Source organism: Herbaspirillum autotrophicum (assembly GCF_001189915.1).
Taxonomy (GTDB): Bacteria; Pseudomonadota; Gammaproteobacteria; order Burkholderiales; family Burkholderiaceae_D; genus Herbaspirillum; species Herbaspirillum autotrophicum.
This window is the reverse complement of the sequence record NZ_LFLS01000066.1, coordinates 1-7,900: the sequence shown is the minus strand read 5'-3', so window position 1 is coordinate 7,900 and position 7,900 is coordinate 1. Positions and strand designations below refer to the sequence as shown.

The following is a 7,900-nucleotide window of genomic DNA, read 5'->3' as shown; positions in this document are numbered from 1 at the left end:
GCCAGGCCGCCGTAATAATCGTTCTGACGAAAATGCGGGGCGATCACGTCTTCCAGGATGCGCTTCGATTGCGCATCCGTCAGGCTGCCCTGAACCCCGCGTCCGGCCTCGATTCGCAGGCGTCGCAATGCCTTCGGATTATCCTTGGCAACAATCAGGATCACGCCGTCGTCGACCCCTTTACGACCCAGTTGCCAGGCATCCGCCACCCGAATGCCGTATTGCTCGATCGCTTCCGGGGCGGTGCTCGACATCAGCAGGATGGCAATCTGGCTGCCGCTGCGTGCTTCGTATTCCGTCAATACCTGATCCAGCGTCTGTCTTTGCTTTTCATCAAGCAACTGCACCTGATCGATGACATGCGAAGTCAGTTTGGGTACGGTGACGAAATCCTGGGCATGGGCCAACTGCAAGCTGCAATTCAGCAGCAGTGCCAGCAAAATCCTGAGGTAAGGCATGGATCGATTTATTTCCCGAAGTTGACGGCAGGAGCAGTGGAAATCGCCTTTTCATTCTCTACGGTGAATGACGGCTTGACCGGATAGCTGAAGATCTTGGCCGTGATATTGGTGGGGAAGCTGCGGGCCAGCACGTTGTAGTCTTTTACTGCCACGATATAACGCTGACGTGCCACGGTGATGCGGTTTTCAGTGCCTTCCAGTTGCGATTGCAGATCGCGGAAACCGGTATCGGCCTTCAGTTGCGGATAGTTTTCGGTGACTACCATCAGGCGCGACAGGGCCGACGACAATTCGCCCTGTACCTGCTGGAATTTATTGAAGGCTTCCGGATTGTTCAGTACTTCCGGCGTGATCTGGAAGCTGGTGGCGGCGGCGCGCGCCTTGGTCACTGCTTCCAGCGTGTCTTTTTCATGCGTGGCGTAGCCCTTGACGGTATTGACCAGATTCGGAATCAGGTCGGCGCGCCGCTGGTATTGATTTACCACTTCACCCCAGGCCGCCTTGGTGGCTTCGTCCTTGGTCTGGAAATCGTTATAGCCGCAGCTGCTCAGCATCAGTACGGAAAGGATGATTGTCAATCGGGTAAACCACTTTTTCATATTGTTCCTCTGGAGAAATGAAATCTGTTGAAATCGGGCGAATTCTGTTGACAGCGCGGCAAGCAATTTCCACCGGCGCGGCGATAGCGGTTCTGTGCGGCCTGCCTGCCGCGTTACAATATCGCATCTTTGCATATTAAGGCTTACCGTGACATTTATCGACAAATTATCTGCTGTGTGGAACACGCATGATTCACTGCTGTGCGTGGGCCTGGACCCGGATATCAGCAAGTTTCCGGCGCAATGGAAGGGCAAGCCGGAAGCCATTGTCGGGTTTTGCAAAGGAATCATCGATGCCACCGCTGACGTGGCCTGTTCGTTCAAACCACAGATCGCCTACTTTGCCGCCTTGCGGGCAGAAGATCAACTGGAAGAAATCTGCGCGTATATCCGTGAAAAATATCCGGCCATTCCGGTGGTACTGGACGCCAAGCGCGGCGATATCGGTGCCACCGCCGAGCAATATGCACGCGAAGCCTTTGAACGCTATGGCGCCGATGCCGTCACCGTCAGCCCGTATATGGGGTTTGATTCGGTAGCGCCCTATCTGGAATGGAAGGATCGCGGCGCCATCGTGTTGTGCCGCACCTCGAATGCCGGCGGTTCCGATCTGCAATTCCTGAAGGTGGACGGCGTGCCGCTGTATCAGCATGTAGCACGGCTGGTGGCGGACAAATGGAATACCAACGGCCAGTGCGGCCTGGTGGTCGGCGCCACGTTCCCGGAAGAACTGGCACAGGTGCGCAATATCATCGGCGACATGCCGTTGCTGGTACCGGGAGTCGGCGCGCAGGGTGGGGACGTTGCGGCCACCGTCAAGGCTGGCAAGACAGCACAGGGCGGCGGCATGATGATCAATTCGTCACGCGCCATTCTGTATGCGCAAGCGCAAGGCGAAGAAAACTACGCTGCTGCCGCACGCCGCGTGGCGCTGGAAACGCGCGACGCCATCAACGCCTTCCGGCGCTGATGGCGTCGCTTGATTGAGAATTGCTGCTGCGGTCCGGCTGGCGGACCGCAAGCCGCTGTCAGTTGGCCGGACCGATAAACTTCAGCAAACCTTGCAGCGCATGCACCACGGTCTGTTCGCGGATCGCATGCCGGTCGCCGGAAAATACCAGTCGTTCGGTATGCGTATGGTCACCGACTTTCCAGCCGAAGCAAATGGTGCCGACCGGCTTGCCCGGCACCGCGCCGCCCGGTCCGGCAATGCCGGTGGTGGAGACGGCGACATCGGAACTGCTGTTGGCAATCGCGCCTTCGGCCATGGCCGCGGCGATTTCTTCACTGACCGCGCCATGCTGGGCAATCAATGCTTCCGAGATATCCAGCAATTCATTTTTCGAGGCGTTGGAATACGTCACAAAGCCACAGTCGAACCATTCCGAAGAACCGGCGATTTCTGTAATCGCCTGCGCTACACCGCCGCCGGTACACGACTCGGCGGTCGTCAGCAGCAAGTTGCGGGATTTGAGTACTTGGCCGACGCGTGCGGCCAGATCAATTGCCGTATCCATGTTGATGTCATCCTCATTGTTGAAAGTGGGTGTTGGTCAACGTGACCGGACAACCATGCCAAGCTTGCCCGATGCATCAAGCATACTCTTGTTAACCTCGCCTGAAACTCCTTTTATGCATGGACCGGCTGCGGCCTCATGCAAAAAATGCAGCTTACATTGAACGCCAGAATGCAAACACCAGCAAGGTGTAAAACGCAGCGACGATGTCGTCCCACATGACACCGAAACCGCCTTTGAAGCGGCGATCAAAATAAGCGATCGGCGCCGGTTTCACCATGTCGAAGAAACGAAACGCGATGAAGGCCCAGAACTGCGTCATCAGACTGGCCGGTGTCACCAGTACCAGCACCAGCCAGAAGGCAATGATTTCATCCCACACCATGCTGCCGTGATCGGGCGCGCCGAGATCACGGCCGGTGCGATGGCAGGCCCAGATGCCGGCCACGAAACCGACGGCGATGATGATCAGCCAGTTGGCCGGCGTAAACAGATCGGGCCAGCGGCTGCTCATTACCGCGTATGCCAGCCACGCGAACAGCGTGCCGGAGGTGCCCGGCATGATTGGCGAAAGACCGCTGCCGAAACCTTGGGCCAGCCAGTGGGCCGGGTGTGCCAGCATGAAACGGGAATTGGGTTTGGTGATGAATGCCTTGCGGCCTTGTTCTATTGTTGTTGTCATGAAGTGAAATGGTCGAAGGAGGTCGGCGTCAGTGCCAGTGGCTGGCCGTCGCCGGTAACCAGACGCAGCCCGCTGTGGGCTTCGATCTGGCCGATCCGGGTAACGGCAGTGGCGGCGTGGTCGGCCGCTGCCTGCACTTGCTTGCGGCGCGCCGCCGGTGCCGTAAAGCAAAGTTCGTAATCGTCGCCGCCGCTGAGTGCGAACCGGCGGCGCAAGTCCGGCGCTTGTTGTTGCAAGACGGCACCGGCCGGCAGGGCGTCCACATCGAGTTGGCCGCCGACGCCGGAGCGGTGCAGGATATGGCCGAGATCGCCGGCCAGGCCATCGGAAATATCAATGGCGGCATGGGCAATGCCACGCAGCGCCATGCCCAGCGCCAGTCGCGGATAAGGCTGATGCATGCGCAATGCTGCTTTTTGGTGCGCTTCGGCATCGAGGACCAGTTCTTGCCGGTAGGCAGCCAGCGCCAGGCGCGCGTCACCCAGTGTGCCGGAGACCCAGATATCGTCGCCAGCCTTGGCGGCGTCGCGCCGCAGCGCCTGATTGAACGGGATTTCGCCGAACACCGTGATGCTGATGGTCAGTGGTCCCTTGGTCGTGTCGCCGCCGACCAGCTCGCAGCCATGTTCATCGGCCAGCGTCAGCATGCCTTGCGCAAACGGTGCCAGCCATTCTTCGCGTGCTTCGGGCAAAGCCAGCGCCAGCGTGAAGGCAATCGGGTGCGCGCCCATGGCGGCCAGATCGGACAGATTGACGGCCAGACATTTGTGACCGAGGGTGAGCGGATCGACCTCCGGGAAGAAATGCCGGCCAGCCACCAGCATGTCGGTCGAGACTGCCAGTTGCATGCCGGGGGCCGGCGTCAGCAGTGCACAATCGTCACCGACGCCAAGGGCAGTCCGGCTGTCAGGCGCAGAAGGGCGGGTGAAGTAACGGGCGATGAGTTCGAATTCGGAAAGCATGCGTGATTGTAACCAATTCGTAATCAATTCGACTCAAATCTCGCAGTACTTGAGTGCGTACCTGAGTGGTCTTACCACTTATCTTTGTTTCGTCTGTGAAACCACGCCGGCTCTGGCTTGCTGCCTGATGCACTGCACCATGTCCGACCCGCTTCCGGCCTATGATCGCGGGCCGACCTCTGTTAAACTTGCAAGCCTTCGTCACGTCAAGAAAAGAGAACGCAGAGTATGGATTCGATGATCACCAAGAAAGAAGAAGTGCGTCAGCAACTTCGTCAGGCAGCGCTGGAATACCATGAGTTTCCGACGCCCGGCAAGATCAGTGTCACGCCGACCAAATTGCTGACCAATCAGCGCGATCTCTCGCTGGCATATTCTCCTGGTGTGGCGGCTGCCTGCGAAGAAATCGTGGCCGATCCGGCCAATGCCTTCAAGTACACCGCGCGCGGCAATCTGGTGGCGGTCATCAGTAATGGTACTGCGGTGCTGGGTCTGGGCAATATCGGCCCGCTGGCATCCAAGCCGGTGATGGAAGGCAAGGGCGTCCTGTTCAAGAAATTTGCCGGCATCGATGTGTTCGACATCGAAATCAACGAGACCGATCCCGACAAGCTGTGCGACATCATCGCCTCGCTGGAGCCGACGTTCGGCGGCATCAATCTGGAAGACATCAAGGCTCCGGAATGTTTCTACATCGAGCGCAAGCTGCGCGACCGCATGAAGATTCCGGTATTCCATGACGATCAGCACGGTACCGCGATCATCGTCGGTTCGGCGATTCTCAATGGCCTCAAGGTCGTCAACAAGAGCATCAAGGATTGCAAGCTGGTGGTCTCCGGTGCAGGTGCCGCTGCGCTGGCCTGCCTGGACCTGATCGTCGATCTCGGTTTCCCGATTGAAAACATCTATGTCACCGATCTGGCCGGCGTGGTCTACAAGGGCCGCGTCGAACTGATGGATCCGGACAAGGAACGTTTCGCCCGCGAAACCGATGCGCGTACCCTGGCCGATGTGATCCCGGGCGCAGACATTTTCCTCGGCGTTTCCGCCGGCGGCGTGCTCAAGCCGGAAATGGTCAAGCAGATGGCAGCGCGTCCGCTGATTCTGGCATTGGCCAACCCGACTCCTGAAATCCTGCCGGAAGAAGTCATGGCCGTGCGTGATGACGCAATCATCGCCACCGGTCGTTCCGACTATCCGAATCAGGTCAACAACGTTCTGTGCTTCCCGTACATTTTCCGTGGCGCGCTCGATTCCGGTGCCACCACCATCACGCGTGAAATGGAAATCGCGGCAGTGCATGCGATTGCCGAACTGGCGCAGGCGGAACAATCCGACATCGTCGCTTCGACTTATGGCATTGCCAATCTGTCGTTCGGTCCCGAGTACATCATTCCGAAGCCGTTCGATCCGCGTCTGATGATCAAGATCGCGATTGCCGTGGCGCGCGCTGCCGAGACTTCCGGTGTCGCCGCACGGCCGATCAAGGACATGAACGCCTATGCCGAAAAGCTGGAGCAGTTCGTGTACCACAGCGGTACGTTCATGCGTCCGATTTTCCAGGCTGCCAAGAAGGCACCGGACGACCGCAAGCGCATCGTCTATGCCGAAGGCGAAGAAGAGCGCGTCTTGCGCGCGGTGCAGGTGGTGGTCGATGAAGGCCTGGCCAAACCGATTCTGGTGGGACGTCCTGAAGTGCTGGAACAGCGCATCAAGAAATTCGGCCTGCGTCTGCGTCAGGATGTCGATTTCGAAATCATCAATCCGAACTTCGATGCCCGCTATCGCGATTACTGGCAATCGTTCCTGGAGCTGACCAAGCGCAAGGGCGTGACCGAGCAGTACGCCAAGCTGGAAATGCGTCGCCGTCACACGCTGATCGGTTCGATGGCGATCCACAAGGGCGATGCCGACGGCATGATCTGCGGTACCTACGGCACCACCCAGTTGCACTTGCATTACATCGAGCAAGTGCTGGGCAAGCGCGAAGGCGTCAATGTGTTCGCCGCCATGAATGCGCTGATTCTGCCAACGCGTCAACTGGTGCTGGTCGACACGCACGTCAATGAAAATCCGACCGCCGAAGAGCTGGCTGAAATCACGATTCTGGCTGCGGAAGAAATGCGTCGCTTCGGCTTGTTGCCGCGCGCCGCCTTGCTGTCGCACTCCAACTTCGGTTCCAGCAACAGCGAGTCGGCACGCAAGATGCGCGCGGCGCTGGCACTGGTGCAAAAGCTGGCGCCGGAACTGGAAATCGACGGCGAAATGCACGGCGACACCGCACTCGATCGCAAGCTGCTGACCAAGGTCATGCCGGATTCGCCGCTCAAGGGCGAAGCCAATCTGCTGGTGATGCCGAACATCGATGCCGCCAATATTGCCTACAACCTGCTCAAGACCGCATCGGGCAATGGCGTGGCAATCGGTCCGATCCTGCTCGGTTGCGCCAAGCCGGTTCATATCCTGACGCCGTCGGCCACCGTGCGCCGCATCGTCAACATGACTGCCTTGTGCGTGATGGATGCCTTGTCGGAGCGTTGATCTTCACGTGTCCGGCGGTGCTCTGAACCGAGCGCCGCGCAGCAAGCCGAAAACGGCGCATTTCTTTGAAGTGCGCCGTTTTTTTCGGCTGCCGGTTGTTGCCGGTTGCTGCGGTTTGCAGGAACGACAGAGGTCAGCTTGCGGGCGTTGCGGTGCCGCGGCTTACAGGTACATTATTTCCAGAGTGACGGCGCCATCGAGCTTGATCTGTTGCATCATCGGCAGATTTTCGGGTTTGTTCAGTGTGGGGATGATCAGGATCGAACCGCTGATGGTCTGGAACATGGCCGGTACGCTGGTGTTGGGCGCCGCCCAGGAAAAGAGCCGGTCTTTACCGAGTTGTCCGCCGGGGCCGGTCTTGTTCCAGTTGCGGGAACCGATAACGGAGAAAATCTGGTTGGCCGGCCTGCCATCTGTGGTCACGCCGCTTTGTTCCAGGAATAGCCGATAGCCGCCGATATTGGCGCCGCCGGCCTTGCCCAGGCCGAAGTTGTATCTGGCCTCGCCGAATGCGACGATCAGGGAATCGGGGCGGTTGTCGGTAACACTCAGCCCGACCCGGGTTTTGCGCGGGCAGGCAATGCGCAATGCCACGTTTTTGTACGGCAAGTCAGTGTAGTTGCCACGGATCAGTGATGCTGCGGGAATCATGCCGTAGTCGGCAATGCCATCGTCGCCGAGCGTGAGGTTGCATGGCGGTGGCCGGGACACGCCGTTTACGGCCACGCTGGATGAACGTGCGGCATGGGCTGCGCCCGAGATCACCAGCGCGACGCCGATTGGCAGCAGCAGAACAGTGTTTTTCATGACGTTTTCCTCGCCGGGACATGATTCACCGGGTCAACATCGTGTCTGGATGACGCGATTGCGGTACGAACGATAATTCGAGTCTGTCGATTTGCCGCGGGCGTCGACATAAGAAAATTCTCAAAAGCAACTTTTGGCGTGGCTCCGGCCATGAAAGTCGGTCTTGTTGCAGCGTTCGGAGAAGAAAAAAGCGGCGGGGACCCCCCGCCTTGTCCTGACTTTCCGGCGCGTATTTTTTTGGGGTGGGCGCGGGGTCCGGCGGCGCCTCTCCCCCGACGCCGGTAGGAGCGCCGACGGCGGTCCGGGAAGTGGTCTGTGCGGAGTTCGGCGT

At 58.9% G+C, this 7,900-nt stretch carries 8 protein-coding genes; 2 read left to right on the top strand and 6 right to left on the bottom strand.

The window, feature by feature from the left end; genetic code table 11:
- Positions 1–458, bottom strand: a 458-nt coding sequence (locus AKL27_RS26645; protein WP_198156101.1) for a TPM domain-containing protein, incomplete at its 3' end; no start/stop codon positions are given.
- 8 nt (positions 459–466) lie between these two features.
- Positions 467–1,060, bottom strand: coding sequence for a LemA family protein (locus tag AKL27_RS26640; protein ID WP_050465932.1), 594 nt, complete (start codon positions 1,058–1,060; stop codon positions 467–469).
- A 148-nt stretch (positions 1,061–1,208) separates the two neighbouring features.
- On the opposite strand from AKL27_RS26640, the gene pyrF reads away from it, so the two are divergent.
- Positions 1,209–2,030 carry an orotidine-5'-phosphate decarboxylase gene (pyrF, locus tag AKL27_RS26635; RefSeq protein ID WP_050465931.1) on the top strand — a complete coding sequence of 274 codons (822 nt, stop codon included), beginning with the start codon at positions 1,209–1,211 and terminating at the stop codon, positions 2,028–2,030.
- Positions 2,031–2,088: 58 nt separating this feature from the next.
- On the opposite strand, the gene AKL27_RS26630 is transcribed toward pyrF, so the two are convergent.
- From AKL27_RS26630 to thiL, 3 genes are all read right to left on the bottom strand, one after another.
- Positions 2,089–2,577: a CinA family protein gene (locus tag AKL27_RS26630; RefSeq protein WP_050465930.1), complete on the bottom strand. Its 489-nt coding sequence runs from the start codon at positions 2,575–2,577 to the stop codon at positions 2,089–2,091.
- 154 nt (positions 2,578–2,731) lie between these two features.
- Positions 2,732–3,259, bottom strand: a complete 528-nt coding sequence (locus AKL27_RS26625; protein ID WP_050465929.1) for a phosphatidylglycerophosphatase A family protein — start codon at positions 3,257–3,259, stop codon at positions 2,732–2,734.
- On the bottom strand, positions 3,256–4,221 hold the full coding sequence (thiL, locus tag AKL27_RS26620; protein ID WP_050465928.1) for a thiamine-phosphate kinase: 966 nt from the start codon (positions 4,219–4,221) through the stop codon (positions 3,256–3,258). The genes AKL27_RS26625 and thiL overlap by 4 nt, the downstream gene beginning before the upstream one ends.
- Positions 4,222–4,449: 228 nt before the next feature.
- Between thiL and AKL27_RS26615 the strand changes: the two genes are divergently transcribed.
- Positions 4,450–6,762, top strand: coding sequence for an NADP-dependent malic enzyme (locus AKL27_RS26615; protein ID WP_050465927.1), 2,313 nt, complete (start codon positions 4,450–4,452; stop codon positions 6,760–6,762).
- 162 nt (positions 6,763–6,924) lie between these two features.
- Here the strand turns inward: AKL27_RS26615 and AKL27_RS26610 are convergent, their stop codons facing one another.
- Complete coding sequence (locus AKL27_RS26610) at positions 6,925–7,569, bottom strand: DUF1120 domain-containing protein (RefSeq protein WP_050465926.1); 645 nt, start codon at positions 7,567–7,569, stop codon at positions 6,925–6,927.
- Positions 7,570–7,900 lie beyond the last annotated feature (331 nt).